This window comes from Couchioplanes caeruleus (genome assembly GCF_023499255.1).
GTDB lineage: Bacteria > Actinomycetota > Actinomycetes > Mycobacteriales > Micromonosporaceae > Actinoplanes > Actinoplanes caeruleus_A.
This window is the reverse complement of record NZ_CP092183.1, coordinates 3,868,117-3,886,192: the sequence shown is the minus strand read 5'-3', so window position 1 is coordinate 3,886,192 and position 18,076 is coordinate 3,868,117. Positions and strand designations below refer to the sequence as shown.

13 protein-coding genes are annotated in these 18,076 nt (G+C 73.6%); 4 read left to right on the top strand and 9 right to left on the bottom strand.

The genetic code is table 11. The annotated features are described in order from the left end of the window. Positions 1-59 precede the first annotated feature (59 nt). The 3 genes from COUCH_RS17925 to COUCH_RS17915 form a co-directional block, all read right to left on the bottom strand. Positions 60-440 (bottom strand): DUF6401 family natural product biosynthesis protein, encoded by a 381-nt coding sequence (locus COUCH_RS17925; RefSeq protein WP_249613236.1) that lies wholly within the window; start codon positions 438-440, stop codon positions 60-62. A gap of 97 nt (positions 441-537) precedes the next feature. Then, on the bottom strand, positions 538-4,515 hold the full coding sequence (gene hrpA, locus COUCH_RS17920) for an ATP-dependent RNA helicase HrpA (protein WP_249613235.1): 3,978 nt from the start codon (positions 4,513-4,515) through the stop codon (positions 538-540). Positions 4,516-4,570: 55 nt separating this feature from the next. After that, entirely contained in the window at positions 4,571-5,350 is a 780-nt protein-coding gene (locus COUCH_RS17915; RefSeq protein ID WP_249613234.1) for an aldo/keto reductase, read from the bottom strand. 101 nt (positions 5,351-5,451) lie between these two features. On the opposite strand from COUCH_RS17915, the gene COUCH_RS17910 reads away from it, so the two are divergent. Then, the gene (locus COUCH_RS17910) at positions 5,452-5,817 is read left to right on the top strand and encodes a response regulator (RefSeq protein ID WP_249613233.1); all 366 of its coding nucleotides are present in this window, start codon (positions 5,452-5,454) and stop codon (positions 5,815-5,817) included. Here COUCH_RS17910 and COUCH_RS17905 read toward each other — a convergent pair. Both COUCH_RS17905 and gsmA read right to left on the bottom strand, forming a co-directional pair. Then, positions 5,750-8,191: an ATP-binding protein gene (locus COUCH_RS17905; protein ID WP_249613232.1), complete on the bottom strand. Its 2,442-nt coding sequence runs from the start codon at positions 8,189-8,191 to the stop codon at positions 5,750-5,752. The genes COUCH_RS17910 and COUCH_RS17905 overlap by 68 nt on opposite strands. 69 nt (positions 8,192-8,260) lie before the next feature. Next, the gene (gsmA, locus tag COUCH_RS38910) at positions 8,261-9,403 is read right to left on the bottom strand and encodes a sporangiospore maturation cell wall hydrolase GsmA (RefSeq protein ID WP_275980118.1); all 1,143 of its coding nucleotides are present in this window, start codon (positions 9,401-9,403) and stop codon (positions 8,261-8,263) included. 403 nt (positions 9,404-9,806) lie between these two features. On the opposite strand from gsmA, the gene COUCH_RS17895 reads away from it, so the two are divergent. Together COUCH_RS17895 and COUCH_RS17890 are read left to right on the top strand one after the other, a co-directional pair. After that, on the top strand, positions 9,807-10,751 hold the full coding sequence (locus tag COUCH_RS17895; protein ID WP_249613231.1) for a phosphatase PAP2 family protein: 945 nt from the start codon (positions 9,807-9,809) through the stop codon (positions 10,749-10,751). Positions 10,752-10,768: 17 nt separating this feature from the next. Further along, on the top strand, positions 10,769-11,341 hold the full coding sequence (locus COUCH_RS17890) for a general stress protein (RefSeq protein WP_249613230.1): 573 nt from the start codon (positions 10,769-10,771) through the stop codon (positions 11,339-11,341). A 54-nt stretch (positions 11,342-11,395) separates the two neighbouring features. Here COUCH_RS17890 and COUCH_RS17885 read toward each other — a convergent pair whose 3' ends face one another. After that, a complete protein-coding gene (locus tag COUCH_RS17885; protein ID WP_249613229.1) occupies positions 11,396-11,998 on the bottom strand; it encodes a TetR/AcrR family transcriptional regulator in 603 nt (200 codons plus the stop codon). A 41-nt stretch (positions 11,999-12,039) separates the two neighbouring features. Between COUCH_RS17885 and COUCH_RS17880 the strand changes: the two genes are divergently transcribed. Then, on the top strand, positions 12,040-12,936 hold the full coding sequence (locus COUCH_RS17880) for a Vgb family protein (RefSeq protein ID WP_249613228.1): 897 nt from the start codon (positions 12,040-12,042) through the stop codon (positions 12,934-12,936). A gap of 77 nt (positions 12,937-13,013) precedes the next feature. On the opposite strand, the gene COUCH_RS17875 is transcribed toward COUCH_RS17880, so the two are convergent. The 3 genes from COUCH_RS17875 to COUCH_RS17865 form a co-directional block, all read right to left on the bottom strand. Next, complete coding sequence (locus COUCH_RS17875) at positions 13,014-13,808, bottom strand: RNA polymerase sigma factor SigF (RefSeq protein WP_249613227.1); 795 nt, start codon at positions 13,806-13,808, stop codon at positions 13,014-13,016. A 156-nt stretch (positions 13,809-13,964) separates the two neighbouring features. Further along, a complete protein-coding gene (locus tag COUCH_RS17870) occupies positions 13,965-15,452 on the bottom strand; it encodes a putative bifunctional diguanylate cyclase/phosphodiesterase (protein WP_249613738.1) in 1,488 nt (495 codons plus the stop codon). 1,019 nt (positions 15,453-16,471) lie between these two features. Continuing rightward, positions 16,472-17,995, bottom strand: a complete 1,524-nt coding sequence (locus COUCH_RS17865) for a S8 family serine peptidase (protein ID WP_249613226.1) — start codon at positions 17,993-17,995, stop codon at positions 16,472-16,474. Positions 17,996-18,076 lie beyond the last annotated feature (81 nt).

The following is an 18,076-nucleotide window of genomic DNA, read 5'->3' as shown; positions in this document are numbered from 1 at the left end:
ACGTACTTTCACGCCCTAACTACTCGAAAGTTCGTGGGCTCCGCGTTTCGGGCAGGGAATCAGAGCAGTCCGGCCGACTCCGCAATCATGCAGACGGCCACAAGTCGCATCAGGTGCCACTCGGCGGCGAGCCAGGCGGAACCCGACACGTACGCGAATCCCGGCTGCGGCACCGGCCGGCCCATCCGCTCGGCGGCGGCGGCGATCGACTTGGCGTACGCGGCGAGCCCGTCCGCGTCGATCTCCCGGCCGGCCTGGTGCAGGGCGTCGCGGACGGCGGCGGCGTGCTGGTCGACCTGGGCGAGCAGGCCGGCGTCCGCCAGCGCGGCGGCGAGGCCGTCGACGCCCACCCGCGCCATCATCTCGTCCAGCAGCGCGCGGGCCGGGTCGACGGCGGGAGCGGCGGAAATCGGGGCGAAGGCGAGGAATTCGTTCGTCATGGGAAGGACGCTAGGGCCTCCGGCACCCCCATGACAGGCGGGTAACCGAACGGCACCCGACCGCTCCCCGCAGCGCACCTCCCCACGCTCGGAAAGATCAGGCGGGCAGCTGGTCCATCGCCTTGAAGATGCGCTTGTCCGACACCGGGTACGCCGTCCCGAGCGACTGCGCGAAGAAGTTGATCCGCAGCTCCTCGAGCATCCACCGGATCTCGCGCAGCCCCTCCTCGGCCGGTCCGCCCTTCGGCAGCTCGGCCCGCAGCTCGCGGTACTCGGCCTCGATCTCGTGCAGCTGTGCCATCAGCTGACGATCACGCGCCAGGGTGCCGCCGAGGCGGTCGAGGCGGTGCACGATGCCCTTGAGGTAGCGCGGCAGGTGGTGCAGCTGCTTCCAGCCGGTGTCCGTGACGAAGCCCGGGTACACGAGGCTCTTGAGCTGCGCCCGGATGTCCGCGAGCGCCGGCACGAGCGCCGGGTCGCGGGTGGTGCCCAGGCGCTGGCCGATCTCGTACGCGGTGGCCAGCACCGCCTGCACCTGCTTCACCACGGTGGCCGTGGCGTCCACCAGCTCGGCGCGTACCTCCTCGCGCAGGGCCGTGAAGGCCTCCGACGACCAGGCCGGGCCGCCGGCGTCCTGCGCGAGCCGGTCCACGGCCGCGCCCGCGCAGTCGTCGAGCAGCTCCGCGATCGAGCGGTACGGGTTGCCCCGCGACAGCTCCAGCTTCGCCCGGTTGTCCAGCCGCCCCTGCAGATAGCGGGCCGCCGGGGGCAGCGTGAGCAGCAACAGGCGGCGGGTGCCGGCGCGCATCGCCTCCCGCTGCTCCGCCTCGGTCTCGAAGACCCGGATCGCCACGCTGTCGCCCTCGTCGGCGAGCGCCGGGTACACCGCGACCTCGTAGCCGCCGCGGATCTGCTTGACGGTGCGGGGCAGCGTACCGAAGTCGTTGGTCCGGATGCCCCGCCGCTCGATGTCGCCGGCGGCGGCCGAGATGGTCTCCTGCACCTTCGGCGCGAGGCTCGTGCGCAGCACGTCGAGGTCGCGGCCCTCGCCCACCACCGCGCCGTCCTCGCCCACCACGCGGAAGTTCATCCGCAGGTGCTCCGGCACCTGGTCGGGGCGCCACGCGTCGCGGGGCACGACCACGCCGGTGAGCCGGCGCAGCTCGTCGCCGACCGCGTCGCTGAGCGCGCCGCGGCGGGCCGGGATGCGCGCCAGCACGGCGTCGGCCCAGTCGGGTACGGGCACGAAGCTGGTGCGCAGCTGCTTCGGCAGCGCCCGGATCAGCGCGACGATGATCTCCTTGCGCAGGCCCGGCACGTTCCAGCCGAAGTCGTCCGCGTCGAGCTTGTTGAGCAGCGGCAACGGCACCTGCACCGTGACGCCGTCCGCCGCCCGGCCCGGCTCGAACTGGTAGCTCAGCGGCAGCCGCACGCCGCCGGCGAGCCAGGCGTCCGGGTACGCGGCCGGGTCGATCGCGTCGCGCCCGGCGTTGACGAGCTGCTCGCGGGTGAAGGTGAGCAGCTGCGGGTCCTCGCGCCGGGCCTTCTTCCACCAGGCGTCGAAGTGCCGTGCGGAGACCACGTCGGCGGGGATGCGGGCGTCGTACAGCGCGAACACGGTCTCGTCGTCGACCATGATGTCGCGCCGGCGCGCCCGGTTCTCGATCTCCTCGATGCGGGCCAGCAGCTTGGCGTTGTCGGCGAGGAACGCGTGGTGGGTGTCCCAGTCGCCCTCGACCAGCGCGTGCCGGATGAACAGCTCCCGCGACAGCGCCGGGTCGATGCGCCCGTAGCCGACCTTGCGCCGGGGCACGATGGGCAGGCCGTACAGGGTGACCTTCTCGTACGCCATGACGGCGCCCTGCTTCTTCTCCCAGTGCGGCTCGCTGTAGCTGCGCTTCACCAGGTGCGGCGCGAGCTTCTCGGCCCAGTCCGGCTCGATGCGGGCGTTGACCCGGCCCCACAGCCGCGACGTCTCCACCAGCTCGGCGGACATCACCCAGCGGGGCTGCTTCTTGAACAGCGCCGAGCCGGGGAAGATCGCGAACTTCGCACCGCGGGCGCCGAGGTACTCCCGCTTGTCGGTGTCCTTGAGGCCGATGTGGCTGAGCAGGCCGGCCAGCATCGCGGTGTGGAACTGCTGGGCGTCTGGGACCCGCTCGTCGTCCTCGGTGACCGTCAGGTCCAGCCCGCGGGCCACCTGCCGCAACTGCGAGTAGATGTCCTGCCACTCGCGCACGCGCAGGTAGTTGAGGAACTCCGAGCGGCACAGCCGGCGGAACTGGTTGCCCGACAACTCCCGCTGCTTGTCGCGCAGATAGCGCCACAGGTTGAGGTACGTGAAGAAGTCGGATTCCTTGTCGGTGAAGCGCCCGTGCTTCTCGTCGGCCTGCTGCTGACGGTCCGCGGGCCGCTCCCTCGGGTCCTGGATGGACAGTGCGGCGGTGACCACCATGACCTCGGCGACGCAGTCCAGCTTGCCGGCCTCGATGACCATGCGGGCCAGCCGCGGGTCGACCGGCAGCTGCGCGAGCTGCCGGCCCATCGGGGTCAGCCGGTGGCCTTTAGCCGGTCTGTGGGTGGTGGTGGGGTGGTTGGACGGGGCGTTGTCGAGTGCGCCGAGCTCCTCGAGGAGCTTGACGCCGTCGGTGACGTTGCGCCGGTCCGGCGGGTCGATGAAGGGGAACGCCGCCAGGTCGCCGAGACCCAGGTTGGTCATCTGCAGGATGACCGAGGCCAGATTGGTACGCAGGATCTCCGGCTCGGTGAAGGCGGGGCGGCCCTCGAAGTCTCCTTGCGAGTAGAGCCGGATGCAGATGCCCTCGCTCGTGCGCCCGCACCGGCCCTTGCGCTGGTTGGCGCTGGCCTGCGACACCGGCTCGATCGGCAGCCGCTGCACCTTGAGCCGGCTGCTGTACCGCGAGATGCGGGCGGTGCCGGGGTCGATGACGTACTTGATGCCGGGCACGGTCAGCGACGTCTCGGCGACGTTGGTGGCGAGCACGACGCGGCGGCCGGTGTGGCGCTCGAAGACCTTGTGCTGCTCGGCGGCGGAGAGCCGGCCGTACAGCGGGACGATCTCGGTGTTGCGCAGGTCCTGCTTGGTCAGTGCCTCCGCGGTGTCGCGGATCTCCCGTTCGCCGCTGAGGAACACGAGGATGTCGCCGCTGCTCTCCCGGCCCAGCTCGTCGACGGCGGCGGCGATGCCGTCGATCTGGTCGATCGGCTCCTCGCGGCTCTCCTCGCCCTCGTCCTCGCTCGTCTCCGTGACGAGGGGCCGGTAGCGCACCTCGACGGGATAGGTCCGCCCGGACACCTCGATGACGGGCGCGGGACCCTGCGGCCCCGCGAAGTGCTCGGCGAAGCGCTGCGTCTCGATGGTGGCCGACGTGATGATCAGCTTGAGGTCGGGGCGCTGCGGCAGCAGCTGCCGGAGGTAGCCGAGGATGAAGTCGATGTTGAGGCTGCGCTCGTGCGCCTCGTCGATGATGAGCGTGTCGTAGCGGCGCAGCATCCGGTCGTGCTGGATCTCGGCGAGCAGGATGCCGTCGGTCATCACCTTGATCATGGTGTCGTCGGACACCTGGTCGGTGAAGCGCACCTTGTAACCGACGGTCGCGCCCAGCGGGGTGTCCAGCTCCTCGGCGATGCGCTCGGCCACCGTCCGGGCGGCGATGCGCCGCGGCTGGGTGTGCCCGATCTGCCCGCGCAGCCCCCGGCCCAGCTCGAGGCAGATCTTCGGCAGCTGCGTGGTCTTGCCGGACCCCGTCTCGCCCGCCACGATCACGACCTGGTGGTCGCGGATGGCGGCGAGCAGGTCGTCGCGGCGCTGGCTGACCGGCAGGTCCTCGGGATAGGACATCGCCGGCACGGACGCCAGGCGCGAGTCGCGGCGCTGCTCCGCCCGGGCCAGCTCGTCGGTGATCTCCGCCAGGACGGCCGCCCGGGCGGCCTCGTCGCGGATCCTTCTGGTGCCCTCGAGCCGCCGCTGCAGCCGGCGTTCGTCGCGGGGAAGCAGGTCGGACATCCTGCGGCGGAGCTCGGCGAGGTCCTGGCTGATGGGGGTCACAGACATAACCGCTCAACAATAGAGACTGCCCGCGCGGAATGCCTGGTGATTATCGCCGCTGTCAGGACAGCGGCGACAGCGCGTCGATCGCCGCCATCTCCTCGTCGCCGAGCACGAAGCCGTCGAGGCGCGCGTTGCTCGCGATCCGCTCGGGCGTGCCGCTCTTCGGGATCACCACGACGCCGTGCTGCACGTGCCAGCGCAGCACCACCCGGGCCGGGTCGACGCCGTGCGCGGTGGCGATGCCGGTGAGCACGGGGTCGTGCAGGTTCGTGGTCTTGAACGGCGAATACCCCTCCACGACGATGCCGCGCTCGCGGTGGTCGGCGACGAGCTTGGGGTCGTACAGCTTCGGGCCCCAGCGGATCTGGTTGACCGCGGGCTTCACCCCGGTGGCGGCGATCAGCTCGTCGATGTCGCCGATGTCGTAGTTGCTCACCCCGATCGCGTGGGCGTGGCCCCGGTCGCGGGCGGCCACGAACTCCCGCCACACCGCCACGGACCTGCCCTGCCGCGGCGGCCAGTGGATCAGCCACAGGTCGACGGCGTCCACGCCGAGCGCGCGGCGGCTCGCGTCGAGGGTGCCGCGCTCCTGGCCGGCCCGTTCCGGCGGCAGCTTGGTCGTCACGAAGACCTCGTCGCGGGGTACGCCGCTGTCGGCCAGCGCGCGGCCGACCTCCGCCTCGTTGCCGTACATGGTGGCGGTGTCGAGGTGGCGGTAGCCGGCTTCGAGGGCCTCGCGGACCGCCTCGTAGGCCGCCTTCCCGCGGATCTGCCACGTGCCGAAGCCCAGCAGCGGCATGGCGAGCGGCCCGCCGAGCGGCGCGGACGGAATCGTCATGGCTCCCATCCTGCTACAAAACGGGGCCAAGGCCGTTTCCCGTGCCCGCTTCGGTCTTTATGTCTGCCGACAACGTCGTCGCAGAAGAGAGGCCGCGGAGCATGATCGTCGTCGCAGAGGACCACGAGGACATCCTGTTCGTGCTGCAGCGCGCCCTCGAACGCGCGGGCCACGAGGTGGTGGCCACCACGGACGGCGCCGCGGCGCTGGAGGCGGTCCGCCGGCACCGCCCCGACGTCGTGGTCACCGACGTGGACATGCCCCGGATGACCGGGCTGGACCTGTGCCGCGCCATCCGCGCCGACGAGCACCTGCGGCACATCCCGGTGGTCCTGGCCAGCGGGTCGCTGCTGCCGGGCGACCAGCGCGCGGCCGAGGTGGGCGCCACCGCGACGCTGCTCAAGCCGTTCCTGCCGGCCCAGCTCCTGGCGTGCGTCGCGGCGCTGCTGCCGCCACGGCAGGCCTGAGCACGGGCGGCCCGGACGGCGACGCGGTCCCGGCCTGTCCCGCGGCCGCCCCGGCCGAGGGCTGTCCCACGCAGGGCGGGCGGATCGCCGGCGGCCTCGACGCCTCGGCGACGGCGGGCAGCGCGGCCGCCTCCGCCGCGGCCCGCTCGGCGAGCGCGCGGTCCAGCGCCACCCGCTCGTCGCGGTCCGCGACCGGAGTCTCGGCCCCCGCGGCGTTCAGCGGGAGCGTGAAGTGGAAACGCGTGCCGCCGCCCGGGTTGTCGGCCACCCCGATCGTGCCGCCGTGGCGTTCCACGATGCGGCGGCAGATCGCCAGACCCAGGCCGGTGCCGGCGTACCCGGCGGCGGTTCTGGCCCGGTGGAACGACTCGAAGATGGCCGGCTTGTCGTCCGCCGGGATGCCGATGCCACGGTCGGCCACCTCGATGCGGGTCCAGCCCGGCTCGGCCGGCGCCGCGGTGACGTCGATGCGGGCGGCGCGGCCGGGTGGCACGTACTTGAGGGCGTTGCCGAGCAGGTTGTCGAGCACGTGCCGCAGCATCGCGGGGTCCGCGCGCACCTCGGGCAGCGGGCCCACGTACACGTCGGGCGGCGGGCCCGCGGCGGGCCGTACGTGCTCGGTGCGCTGCGCGACCACCTCCGCGACCAGCGGGCCCAGCGGGACGGCCCGCAGGGTCAGCGGGGCATTGCGCGACGTCGTGTACGCCAGCAGCGTGTCGATCAGGGCCGCCATCCGGTCCACCGCGTTCATGATCCGGTCGAGGGCGGCCCGCACCTCGGCGACCTCCGGGCCCGGCGGCGCGTCGGTCAGCTCGTCGGCGGCGGTCTCGCAGTGCCCGCGGATGACCGCCAGCGGCGCCTTGAGGTCGTGCGCCACCACCCCGGCGAAGACGGCCAGGTCGTTCTCGTACCGGCGCAGCTCGGTGATGTCGTGGAAGACCGCGACGGCGCCGTGCTGCCCCGCGCTGGGGTCGAGCGGGCGGCCGTCGACGCTGATCAGGATGCCGTCCGGGCGCTGCTCGTTGCGGATCAGCATCTCGACGCCGTCCGACGCCTCCCCCTGCAGGGCACGGACGAGTGGCATCTGCTCCAGCGGGAAGGGGGTGCGGCCGTCCGGGCGGAAGATGCCGTAGTGCGCCTGCCAGTCGTCGGGCCGTTCGGCGTCGACGGCCACGCCGAGCAGCGCCTTGCCCGCCGGGTTGTGCAGCAGGAACCGGCCGTTCTCGTCCACCACGCCGACGCCGTCGCCGAGGCTCGCCATGATCGCGCCGAGCAGGCCCGCCTGCCGGCGGCTCTCCGCCTCGGCCGACCGCAGCTCCGCCGTCGCCACCAGCACCTGCTCCCGGGCCCGGGACCGGCCCGTCGCGAGCACCCACACCAGCACGGCCAGCATCAGCGTGAGCAGGATCCCGCCGAGCAGCACGGTGGTCGGCGTGCCGTTGCGGGCGCCGGGCAGCCGGTGCGAGTCGGCGCCGGTCAGCAGCGTCCACTGGTGGTCGGCCACCGGGAAGGTCGCCCGCCGTTCGAGGTCACGCCGGCCGGGGGCGTCGTACGCGGCCACCTTGAGCCGCTGGCCCTCGCCGTCGGTGGCGTACAGCTCGCCGTCGAGCAGGCCCTGGCTGGCGGCGCCGAGCACGCCGCCGAGGAAGTCCTGCCCGCGCAGCCCCATGGCGACCCAGCCCTGGAAGCGCGGCAGGTCGTCGTCGGCGGCGGGCGCGGTGTAGACGGGCGCGACGAAGATGAACGACAGCTGCCGGTGGATCAGGGGCACGGTCCGGTCACGCAGCAGCACGTACGCGTCGGACACGGTGGGCCGGCCGGTGCGGCGCGCCTCCAGCAGCGCGGCGGCACCCTCGGGCGCGGAGGCCACGTCGAGCCCGGAGGCGACGGCGGCGCTGTTGTTGAGGGTGCGCTGGAAGATCGAGAAGAGGTGGAGGTCCGGGTCGCCGCGCGGCTGCAGCGTGAGCCCGTCCGCGCCGCGGGAGCGCCACAACCGCTCGGTCTCCGCGATCTCGCCGGAGGGCGTCGCGACGACGAACGCCACCGACGTGGCGCCGACCAGGCCGGCCGTGCCGAGGGGCGCGGTGGCGGCGGCGAAGTCGCGGGCGGTCAGGCGGGGGTTGGTGCCGAGCCCGGCGGCCACGGCCTGCATGAGGTCCCGGTACCGGCCGGTCTCGGCGGTGACGGCGGCGCGGGCGACGGCGGTGCGCTGGTCCATCACCCGGGCCGCGGCGGCACGCTGGTCGTCGTGCAGCGCCCCGACCGTACGCAGCGTGACGGCGAGGCCGATGACGAGCACGGTGGCGGCGAGGAGCGGACCGGCGAGGCGCGCTCGCCGCGTCTCGCCGTGCGCGATCGTCCCCCTGCTTCCCACCGAACGGAGCATAAAACGCAAATCACCCCCGTCGGCGAGGTTCCGCCGACGGGGGTGAAGATCGCTCACTTACTTCCAGGTGTCGTACTGGTACAGGTTCCAGGTCGCCATGATGCCGGTGACCTTCGTGTAGTAGTTCGGGTCGGTGGCGTACCCGGCCTTCCAGACCTTCCAGATGAACTTGTTGGCGTCTTCGGTGTACTCGAACGCCGGGGCGTAGCGGGGGTTCACCCGCAGGAAGCTGCCGTGGTCGCGGAACGAGTGGGCCTGGGTGGCGTACGTGCGGAAGGCCGCCGAGGTCGAGAAGCAGTCGCCCGCCTTCGTGCACTCGTTCGTCCGGTACACGTGGCAGCCGTTCGCCAGCTTGCCGTACGAGCCGTTCTGGCACTTGATGCCGAAGTAGTTCTTGTCCACCGAGGCGAGGCCGCTGCGGCCCCAGCCCGACTCGAGGATGGCCTGCGCGATCGTCACCGACGGCGGGACGCCGTACTCGCGCCAGCCGCGCTGCGCGCCGGCCACGGACGACCGGATGAACTGGTCCGGGGTGAGCGACACCGCGGGCGCGGGCGTGGCCGAGCCGGTGCACGCCGTAAGCGGCCCGGAGTACATGTACCCGTGCGAGATGTAGGTGCCCGCCGACGTCCGGTCCCACTGCGCGGTGGTGCGCACGGTGCCGGAGACGCTCTGCCCGGTGACCGCGCAGTCCAGGTTGACCTTGTCGCCGCTGGTGACCGTACCGAGCACCGACGACGCGGTCGACGGCGCCGAGCGCAGGTTGACCTTGCCCTCGAAGCTCTTGACCGTGCCGACGACGTACCGCTTGCCGGTGGACGTGGACGGCTTCGCCTTGACGGGCACCGCGGTGGGCGAGGTCGCGGCGCACCGCGGGGCCGTCCTGACCGACTTCACGTACGCGTGCGAGACGTACCGGCCGTTGCCGAGCTTGTCCCAGGCGGTGGTGGTGCGGACGGCGCCGCGCACGCTCTGGCCGGTCACCGTGCACACGACGGTGACCTTCTGCCCGTTGCGCAGCGAACCGACCGCCTTCGCGGCCAGCGACGGCGCGGAGCGCACCTTCAGCGAGCTCCCCACCTTGATCGTGGCGGTCATTCCGGCGGCACTGGCCACGCCGGGCGCCACGACCAGCCCGGCTCCGAGCGCGGCGACCAGCAGCGGCCCGGTGAGCAGTCGTCGGGCGGCGGTGTACGGCATCTACGTCCCCTCCATAGCGGCGTCGGCGTCCGTGCTTCGGCTCCGTTAGAAGGTCTCGGCGGGCCGTTGCGGGCCCAGGCACCGCCCGGGTGCAGTCGAGTTGCCGCTCGCCCCGCCGCCCGGCAAGCTCCGGAACCGGCCGCCCGACGAGCTCCGCAACCCGCCGGCCGGCGAGCTCGGGAACCCGCCCGGTCAGCTCCGGAACGCGCCGGCCGGCGAGCTCGGGAACCCGCCCGGTCAGCTCCGGACCGCGCCGGCCGGCGAGCTCGGGGACCCGCTGCGCCGGGCGCTGCGGGACGCGTTGCGCCGCGGGCTCCGACATCGGCGCCGGCGCGTGCTTGAAAGTCACGCCGAATGGGCATTGCGGGACCGCCCCGCTGTGACGTTCAGGAGGAAACCGCCCATGACGGCCCTGGCCTCGCGCCCCGCCCCCACGGCCGAAGCCCCCGGTGCCCGCCGGGGAGTCAGCCACGTGCTGGCCCACGCCCTCGTCGGCGTGCTCGCGGCGCTGGGCGTGGCAGCCGTCTACTACGCCTGCGTCCGTACGCCGCTGGGCCAGACGATCGACACGCTGGTCATGCGCGGCGCCGACGTGCAGCACCCGCGCGTCGTGCAGGTGCTGGACCGGGCGCTGAACGGCACGACCCTGGTCAGCCTCGTGGCCGTCTGCCTCGCCGCCGCGGCGATCGGCGTGGTCCGCCGCCGCGCCGACCTGGCCTTCGCGGCGGCGGTCCTGGTGCTCGGCGCCAATGCCAGCACCCGGCTGCTCAAGACCTACCTGGCCCGGCCCGAGCTGGACGGCTACCCCGCCCCCAACTCGTTCCCGAGCGGGCACACCACCGCCGCGGCGTCGGTCGCGTTCGCGCTGATCCTGGTGCTGCCGTTCGCGGTCCGCGGCACCGTCGCGCTGATCGGGGCGGCGTACGTCACGATCATCGCCGTGGCGACCGTCTGGGCCGAGTGGCACCGCCCGAGCGACACCGTCGCGGCCCTGCTGGTGGTCCTCGCGTGGAGCGCGCTGGCGTCGACGATCGTGCGCGCCCGCCGCGTCCGCATCACCGGCGTGACCGCCCGCCCCAACCGCCTCGCCATGCTGCTGTTCACGGTGATCGGCGCGATCAGCTCGGTCGCCGCGCTGCTCGGCCTCGGCGCCGTGGCGCTCTCCGAGCGGGTCGTACCGGACCTCGTCTCCGGCCGGTTCGCCTTCGCGGCCGGCACCGCGGCGGTCACGGCCGCCGTCGCCGGGACCTTCGCGGTCTGGGTCCGCCTCGCCGCAGGCGACCAGCCCTCCACGCCGGACTCGGCCCCGGTCCCCGCCTCGGCCCAGTCCGGACCCCGCACCGACTGACACCCTCTGGAGGCATCATGACCACCCCGACCCCGGAACCGGGAATGCCCGGCACGTCCGGCACGGTCCCACCCGGCCCGGCGGGCGTCCCGGCCACGCCCGCGGCCGACCCGACGGCACAGACCGCCATGCCCGCCGCGACCGTCCCGGTGGCCACGTACCCGAACTACGCGCTGGCCCAGCAGGCGGTGGACTACCTGTCGGACAACAAGTTCCCCGTCGAACGGACCAGCATCGTCGGCACCGACCTGCGGCTGGTGGAGAACGTCCTCGGCCGCATGACCACCGCCCGCGCCGCGCTCGCGGGCGCGGCCAGCGGCGCCTGGTTCGGCCTGTTCATCGGCCTGTTCTTCGGCATCTTCAGCGACTCCAACTGGGTCGGCGTGATCCTGCTCGGCCTCATCATCGGCGGCATCTGGGGCGCCGTCTTCGGCGCGATCGCCCAGGCCATGACCGGCGGCCGCCGCGACTTCTCGTCGCGCAGCAGCCTGCAGGCCGCCCAGTACGCGGTCATCGTCGAGGCGGAGGTCGCCGACGGGGCGCGGCAGCTGCTCACCCGGCTGAACTGGCGGAACAGCGGAGCCAGGTGAGCGCGGACGAACCACCGACGCGCCGTCCCGCTCGCCGGGGCGGCGCGTTCAGCGTCACCGGGCGGCGATCGCGGCACCGACCCGGGCGTACCGTTCGGCGATGTCCTCCGCCGCCGGGGACCGCATGACCGCGAGTTCGTAGAAGATCGGCGCGCAGGAGGCGATGAGCACCGTGCGCGCGTCGACGCGGGCGGCCGCCTCCCCACGGCTCACCGCCCTTTCGACGGCGACGGCCGCGCGGGCGTAGCGGTCCTCCCAGTACGACCGGAGCGCGTGGGCGGCTGCCGCTGAGCGGAACGACGCCGCGATGAGGGCCCGGGTGATCGACGGTTCCTCGGTCAGGGCGGCGACGATCTGGCGGTTGATCCCGATGAGGTCGCCGACGAGCGAGCCGGTGTCCGGTGGCTCCCACGCCTGTTCGCGCGCGGCCTCGAGGGAGTCGGCGAGCAGTCCGCCGGTGTCCTGCCAGCGGCGATAGACCGTCGTGCGGTGCACTCCCGAGCGCGCGGCCACGGCGTCCACGGTCAGGGCGTCGTACCCCCCGTCCAGCAGCAGCGATGCGACGGCGTCGAGCACTCGCCCGCGCGTGCGAGCGGTCCGGCCGCCCGGCCGGGCCGCGCCCGGGGGCAGGGAAAGGGCTTGCGCGTCCGATGACATGTAGTTAAAGCTACAGGTGTCGCGTTTAGAGGGGGAAGCCGATGTCATCGTTCGAGCCGGGAACGTGCCGCGAGGTGGCCCTGCCGCCGGGCTGGGCGCCGTACGCGCTGGCCGGAGATGCCGCCGGCGCCCTGTGGATGACCGTCCTGGATCCGCCGGGACTCGCCCGGATGTCGCCGGGCGGCGAGATCCGGCACGAGGCCCTTTCACCGGACGAGGGCCGGCCGATGCTGCTGACCGTCGCCGCCGACGGCGCGCTCTGGTGCACCCGGACCGACGACCGGCTGACCCGGCGGGACGCCTCGGGCGGCCACACGGTGATCGACCTGGAACCCGGATCGGCGCCCTACGGCATCGCCGCGGCGCCCGGCGGCGACATCTGGTTCACCGCACCGGGGCGCGACCGGATCGGCCGGGTCTGCGCGGCGGGAACCGTCACGTCGGTCGAGCTGCCGGTCGCGGACGCGCGGGCGGCGATGCTCACCGTCGACGCCGGCGGCCATCCCTGGGCCGCGCTCAACGCCGCCGGCGCCCTGGCCTGCGTGCGCGACGGCACGGTGCGGCTCGTCGAGCTCCCCGGCGGCCGGGCCCCGGCCGCGCCCGTCGGCATCGCCGCCTCCCCGGCGGGCATCTGGTACGCGGACATCGCCGGCGGTTGCGTCGGCCGCGTCGACCCCTCGGGCTCGGTGGAGCGGATCGTCTTCGCCGACGCCGCCTGCCGGCCGCACGCCGTCGCGGCGGACACCGACGGCGCGTGCTGGGTCACGCTCTGGGGCTCCGGGCAGGTGGCCAGGGTCGCCGCCGACGGTGAGGTCACCGTCGTCGACCTGCCGGGCAAGGAGCCGCACGGACTCTGGGTCGAGGACTCCAGGGTGTGGGTGGCGATGGAGAGCGGCTCGCTGGTCGCGATCGAGAAGAGCGCGGTCGCGAGTCCCTGAGGACGACGGCGCGGAAAGGCCGGCCCCGGAGACGACGGAACGCCGGCCCGGAAGGGCCGGCGTCGCGTCGGATGAGCTCAGAGGGTCTCGGCGGCGAGCTGGGTGCGCAGCTTGGTCAGGGCCTTGGTGAGCAGGCGGCTGACGTGCATCTGGGAGATGCCGATCTGCTCGGCGATCTGCGACTGGGTGAGGTTGCCGTAGAAGCGCAGGGTGAGGATCTTCTGCTCGCGTTCGTCGAGGCTGGCCAGGGCGGGGCCGAGGGCGACGCGGGTCTCGGCGAGTTCGTATTCGTGGTCCTCGCCGCCGAGGGTGTCGCCGAGTTCGGTGGTGCCGTCGGCGCTGATCGGGGTGGACAGGCTGGTGGCGTTGTAGGCGCGGGCGCCTTCGAGGCCTTCCAGGACGTCTTCCTCGGTGACGCCGAGGTGTACGGCGATGTCGGCGACCTGCGGGGAGCGGCCCAGGGTGTGGGTGAGGGTGGCGTTGGCCTCGGTGATGGCCAGGCGCAGTTCCTGCAGGCGGCGCGGCACGCGCACGGACCAGGTGCGGTCGCGGAAGTGGCGCTTGATCTCGCCGATGATGGTGGGGATGGCGTAGCCGGCGAAGTCGACGCCGCGTTCGGGGTCGAACTTGTCGACGGCCTTGATCAGGCCGACGGTGGCGGTCTGCACGAGGTCGTCGGTGGGCTCGCCGCGGCCGGAGTAGCGGTGCGCGAGGTGGCGGGCCAGCGGCAGCCAGGCCTCGATCGCCCGGTCCCGCAGCACGGCGCGACGGGGGTCCGTCGGCGCGACGGCGCCCATGGCGGCGAGGAGGTCGGCGGCACTGTCCGTGCTCGAGGACGACGGCGTGCCGGTTCGTAATGCGGTGGCAGTCATTCGAGGGAGGTCCTCCATCAGCGGGCAGAGAGCCGTGCCCGCACGCGGCGACCGTTCACTTGTCCCCACGCTAGCCGCTCGGACCACCCTTGACTAGCCGAAAGTATGAGTCACGTTCCGTGTCGTGCCTTTGACCAGGACCAACCCGGACAACTGTCACGCCGGGGGGACAGCGGACGCGGCCCGCGCGTCGAGCCAGTCCGCGAGGGCAGCGGGCGGCAGCGGACGCGACACCAGGTAGCCCTGCACCACATCGCACCCTTCGCCGGCCAGGTAGTCGTACGTCTGACGGTCCTCCACGCCCTCCGCGACGACCCGCAGGTCGAGCGCGTGGCCGAGCTGCACCGCCGACCGGACCACCGCACGGTCACGGTCGTCGGTCGCCATCCGCTGGACGAACGACTTGTCGATCTTGACCTCGTGGATGGGCAGTTCCCGGAGGCGGCCCAGCGAGGAGTAACCCGTGCCGAAGTCGTCGATCGACATCGTGACGCCGAGCGCGTGCAGGCGTTCGAGCGTGGCCCGGCTGCCGTCCGGGTCCGCCAGGATCGTGCCCTCGGTGATCTCCAGGATGAGCGCATCGGGCGGGCTGCCGGTCCGCTCGAGCAGCCGGGCCACCAGGTCCGGCAGGTCCGCGTCGAGCAGGCTGTTGGGTGAGAGGTTGACCGCCACGTGCAGGTCGTGGCCGGCCCGGGCCCAGTCGGCCCGGTGCTGCAGGGCCGTCTCCAGCACGTGCAGGGTGAGCGGGCGTACGAGGCCGGTGTGTTCGGCCAGCGGGATGAAGACGTCCGGCGGGATCGGGCCGTGCTCCGGATGCTGCCAGCGGGCCAGCGCCTCGACGCCGGTGACCGCCCCGGTCCGCGGATCGACCTTGGGCTGGTAGGCGACGCCGAGCGCGCGGCGGTCGACGGCCAGGCGCAGGTCCGCGATGAGCGCCAGCCGCTGCGGCGTGCTGACGGCCAGGCCGCTGTCGTAGAGCCGCTGGCCGCCGCTGCCCTTGGCCGCGTACATCGCGATCTCGGCATGGCGCAGCAGGGTCAGCGCGTCGTCGCCGTGCGCCGGGGCCGACGCGATGCCGATGCTGGCACGGCTCGCGAGAGCCATCGGGCCGATGTGGGTGACCATCTCGGCCACAGCGGCCAGCTCCGCGGCGGCGGCCTGCGCGGCGGCGGGCGTACCGTCACCCGCCAGCACCACCGCGAACTCGTCGCCGCCGAAGCGGGCCACGTCGCCGCGCTCGCCCACGTGCGCGCGGAGCCGCTCGCCGACGTCACGCAGCAGGGCGTCGCCGGTCTCGTGGCCCAGGCCGTCGTTGATCTCCTTGAAGCGGTCGAGATCCAGCAGCAGGACCGCGACGCCCGCCCCGCAGGCGCGTGCCGCGGCCAGCCGGGCATCGAGCAGCTCGTGCAGGTGGCGGCGGTTGGGCAGGCCGGTCAGCGGATCGTGGGAGGCGAGATGCTGCTTCTCCGCCGCCTCCCGGCGGAGCCGGTCGACCAGCACCGCGCGGCTCAGCGCCGCTCCGGCGTGGTTGGCGAGGGCCTCGAACAGGCGCAGGGCGGCCTCGGTGAAGCCTCCGGCGTCCGCGAGGCTGCCCGAGACCACGAGGGCCGCGGGGCGGTCGCCGTACGGGACGGGAACCCCCATCGCGTCCGGTCCGTCACCCGGCGGCCGCAGGACCGGGCTCCCCAGGAGCACCGGTGCCAGCCAGGCGTCCCCGGCAGCGGTGGCGGCCTCCGTCGTGACGGGCCGGCCCTGCCCGGCCAGCCGGATCCGGCGCAGCCGCCCGGCGACCTGCCCGTCCGCCGCGATCACCAGCTCGGCGGCCTCGGCGCGCAGCACGTCACGGACCCGGTCGAGCGCCACGGCCACGAGATCGTCGGTCCCGCGGGTGCCGTCGAGGGCGCGGGTGAAGCCGTACAGCTGCTCCACCTCCGACGCGCCGTTGTTGAGCGCCGCGTACGCCCGGTACGCCAGCAGCAGCACGACCGCGACGACGCCCACCAGCGCGAGCGTCCAGCGCGCCTGTACGGCGGCCTGGAAGCCGACCAGCGCCACGGTCGTCGTCACGGCCACCATCCAGGTGCTGCGCAGGGCGGCCGGCAGCCGGCGCCACTCCCCCGGGTCGTCGTGCACGGCGATCACCGCCGTGAGCAGGACGGCGGCGACGACGTCGGCCGTGATCATGGCCGCGTACGCGGCCACCGCGTCGCGCACGCCGAGGTGCCCCGCGGTCGCCCCCAGCCCGTGCGGCGCCACCGCCGAGAAGACGAGCGCGCCCACCGCGGCCTGAACGGCGAGCAGCGCGACGTTGAAGGCCAGCTTGGCGCCACGCTGGTGGCGCAGCACGATCAGCCCCACACCGCCGGCGAGCGCGCGGACGGCGATGACCACGAGCGGGTCGAAGGCGAGCAGCCCGAACACCATCGGCAGCTCGGAGACGTTGATGCCGTGCGCGCCGCGGCGTACCCGGACGTGAACCGTGGAGCCCTCGGTGAGGAGGAACAGCACGGCCAGGCCGGCGCCCCACCACAGACCTCCCGGGACGGTGGGCGCGCTGATCCCGTCCCGGGCGAGAACGGCGGCCACGGCGGTCGCGCCGGCCAGCATCGCGCCGGTGAGCAGGCCCACCAGCGTCGCGGGCCGCGGACCGGGCGCCCGCTCCGCTACCGCCACGGGTCCCCGGTCCAGCCGGCCGCCGACCAGCTGCGCCCGCTCCACGACCGGCCGCTCCAGGTGTCGCCGGACCAGGAGCGCCCGCTCCAGGTCGCGCCGGACCAGCTGCGTCCCGACCACGTCGCCCCGGACCAGGAGCGCCCGGACCAGGTCAGCGGCGCCCACGTCTGGTCACCGGCGACCGGGGCACCCCAGGTGGCGCCCGTCCACGCGGAACCGTTCCAGGTGCCGCCTTCCCAGACCTGCTGCTTCGCCGAGCCGGCGGCCCACGCCGACGCGGCCCAGGGGCGCCCGAAGATGTCCCGCTCCCCGGTCAGCGGCGTGCCGGTCACCGAGTCGTAGACGTACGCGCCGCCGCGCGACGCCTCGAGCGAGCCGAGCCCGGTGGCGGCCGCGTTGACCTGCGTGCCGGCGCCCTTCGTCGCGGTCCGGGCGGCACGGGCGACGTTGATCTGCCCGGCGCCGGCCGCGTACGCGTCACCGCCGGTGATCGGGTCGGCCGTGCTCATCAGCAGCTGCTTGACCTGGTCCGGCTTCAGGCTGGGGCGCTGCTGCAGCAACAGCGCGACCGAGCCGGAGACCACGGCCGCCGCCTGCGACGTCCCGCTGCCGCGCAGGAACCGCTGCGCCGGGTCGGCCGTCGCGCTCAGGTGCGCACCCGGGTACGTGCGGTCGATGTACGAGCCCGGCGCGCGCAGCGACACGATCGAGCGCCCGGAGGCCAGCACGTCGGCGTGCCGGGCGGCGTTGCCACGGTTGCTGAAGTCGGCGACGGTGTCGTCCGTGCGCACGTCCGTGCCCCGGGCGTCGGCGGCCCCCACGGCGATGACATCCGGATCCGCGGCGGGCATGGTGAGGCGATCCGCCATGAAGCCGTCGTTGCCGCCGGCCACGACCACGACGATGCCCGCGGCCCAGGCCTGCTCCACGGCGTACGCCAGCGGATCACGGGTGCTGGACTGCGCCGACCCGGTGCCGTAGGAGAGGTTCAGCACGCGGATGTTGAGGCCCTTGTCGTTGCGGTGCTCGACGACCCAGTCGATGGCCGCGATGACCTGTGACACGTCCACCGCACCGTCGGCGGCGGCGACCTTGAGGCTGAGCAGGTGGGCGCCCGGCGCCACGCCACGGAAACCGCTCGCGCCCGCGGTGGCCGGGTCCTGTCCGGCGATGATGCCGGCCATGTGCGTGCCGTGGCCGTACGTGTCCAGATAGCGCAGGTTGCTGCTCTGCGACTCGAACGACAGGTCCGGACCGTTGACGACCTTGCCGGCGCCGGTGAGCCCGGGCACCGGTGCGACACCCGAGTCGATCAGGGCGACGCCGATGCCCGCGCCGGTGAGCGCGACGCCCGCGGGCGTGTAGCCGTCGTCGGGGTCGTCCTTGTCCGCCCTGTCGGCCCCGGCGCCCTTGATGACGCCGGGCAGCGGCGTGCTGCCGGTCTGGTTGAGCCAACCGTCGCTCTGCCACACACCGGCGAGCTGCGGGGCGGCCACCGGGACGGCGCCGGTCACGGCCGGCCCACCGGCCGTGAGGACGGCGGCGAGCCCTGCCGTTGTCGCTGCACGCGCAAGTGATCCCATGCCGGCCCTCCG